Below are 1,855 nucleotides of genomic sequence, written 5' to 3' on the forward strand. Positions count from 1 at the left end.
ATGTTTCATTTTTTACCCGATACGAGCGTTTTTTCGTTCGGTACCATCGGGTGCAATTTCTCATGCAAATTTTGTCAAAACGCAGATATCTCCCAATACCCAAAAGAACATCATCATGAAATCATCGGACGTCCCCTCTCACCTAAAGATGCCGTAGCCTTGGCACTCGAACACGGATGCAAAAGCATCGCCTACACCTACAATGAGCCGGTCGTTTTTTTCGAGTATACCTATGACACCGCTAAACTCGCTCACGAAGCGGGATTGAAAAATATCTACGTCACCAGTGGTTATGAGACCCACAAATCGATTGATACGATAGCACCGTATTTGGACGGGATGAATATTGATATTAAATCATATAGTCAGTCGTTTTACAAAGATATTTGCGGAGCATCCTTCAAGCCCATGTTAGACACTATCGAATACGCCCATAGCAAAGGGATATGGATCGAGACAACAACCCTCCTGATCCCTGGACTCAATGATTCGGAGGAGGAGATACGCTCCATTGCAGAGTTTCAAGCCTCGGTTGATCCCTCGATGCCGTGGCATATCAGTGCCTTTCATCCGATGTACAAGATGACGAATATCCCCCGAACCCCTGCTTCAACGCTTAGACGTGCTTATGAAATCGGAAAAGAGGCGGGATTGAAATACGTCTATGTCGGAAATATCGATGATGTGTCACGCGAATCGACCTATTGTCCGAGCTGTCATAAAATGGTTATAGAGCGTCAAGGTCATATCGGACAATACGTCACCAACCGTCTCGAAAATTTGAATACGTGCCCCTATTGCGGTACCTCTATCGAAGGGATTTGGCACTAATCTATGAAAATAACAACCCCCTCAGAACTATTTTCAGCATACGATTCCTCAGAAGAGGGGTTAAGCGATGAAGAGGCGGCAAAAAGAGAACTTCGGCACGGTCGTAATACCCTTACTACCATCCCTACCGCACCGTGGTACAGAAAATTAGCTGAGCAATTCACCCATTTTTTTGCCCTGTTGTTGTGGGCTGCCGCTGTTATTAGTTTTGTGATCGCCCATATCGACCCCGCTTCCAATATGCTCCCTATCGGGTGGGCAATCGTTATCGTCATTGTCCTAAACGGAGGATTCGGTTTTTATCAGGAGTACCGAACCGAAAAAAGTTTGGAGGCACTGCGAAATATGCTCCCGCTCAAAGTGAGTGTGCGTAGAGCGGGAGCAGAGCGGGTGATTGTTGCCGAAGAGCTGGTAGCGGGTGATATCGTTATCTTGCATGAGGGGGACAAGGTTCCCGCCGATATGTATCTGATCCATGCCCTCGATGTATGGGTCAATGAGAGTGCCCTGAGCGGTGAGAGCGAGCTTGTCTCCGCCGATGTGATTGGGAGCGACCATCCCAAAAATATCCTCTATTCCGGGACGTATGTGGTCAAAGGGGAAGCACAAGGATTGGTTTTCGCGACGGGAAAAGAGAGTCGATACGGAACCATTGCCGCATTGACACAGCGGGTGGATGCGGGGGAGAGCCATCTGAACAAAGAGATAGCCCATATCTCAAAGGTGGTCGCATTAACCTCTACGCTGATTGCGGGGAGTCTGATCGCTTTGTCGGGATTGGGTGAGAATGAGATTTGGAAAACCTTTTTGTTTGCCCTCGGTGTTTTGGTCGCGCTGATCCCTGAGGGGCTTTTACCGACGGTGACGCTGGCATTGGCATTCGGCGCTCAGCGGATGGCATCGAAGGGGTTTTTGGTCAACGGACTCTCCGTAATCGAGAATCTAGGGGCGGTAACGGTGATCGCTACCGATAAAACAGGAACCATCACCCAAAACAAGATGGAGGTAGCCGCATGGGATGAGG

Annotated in this window: 2 protein-coding genes; both read left to right on the forward strand. The window is 48.6% G+C overall.

The window, feature by feature from the left end; translation table 11 throughout:
- The coding region (gene amrS, locus JZU62_RS08915) for an AmmeMemoRadiSam system radical SAM enzyme (RefSeq protein WP_295013980.1) at positions 1-831 on the forward strand (831 nt) is incomplete at its 5' end.
- A gap of 3 nt (positions 832-834) precedes the next feature.
- A partial coding sequence (locus JZU62_RS08920) for an HAD-IC family P-type ATPase (protein ID WP_295013983.1) occupies positions 835-1,855 on the forward strand: 1,021 nt, incomplete at its 3' end.

Source organism: Sulfuricurvum sp. (genome assembly GCF_019163035.1).
Taxonomy (GTDB): domain Bacteria; phylum Campylobacterota; class Campylobacteria; order Campylobacterales; family Sulfurimonadaceae; genus Sulfuricurvum.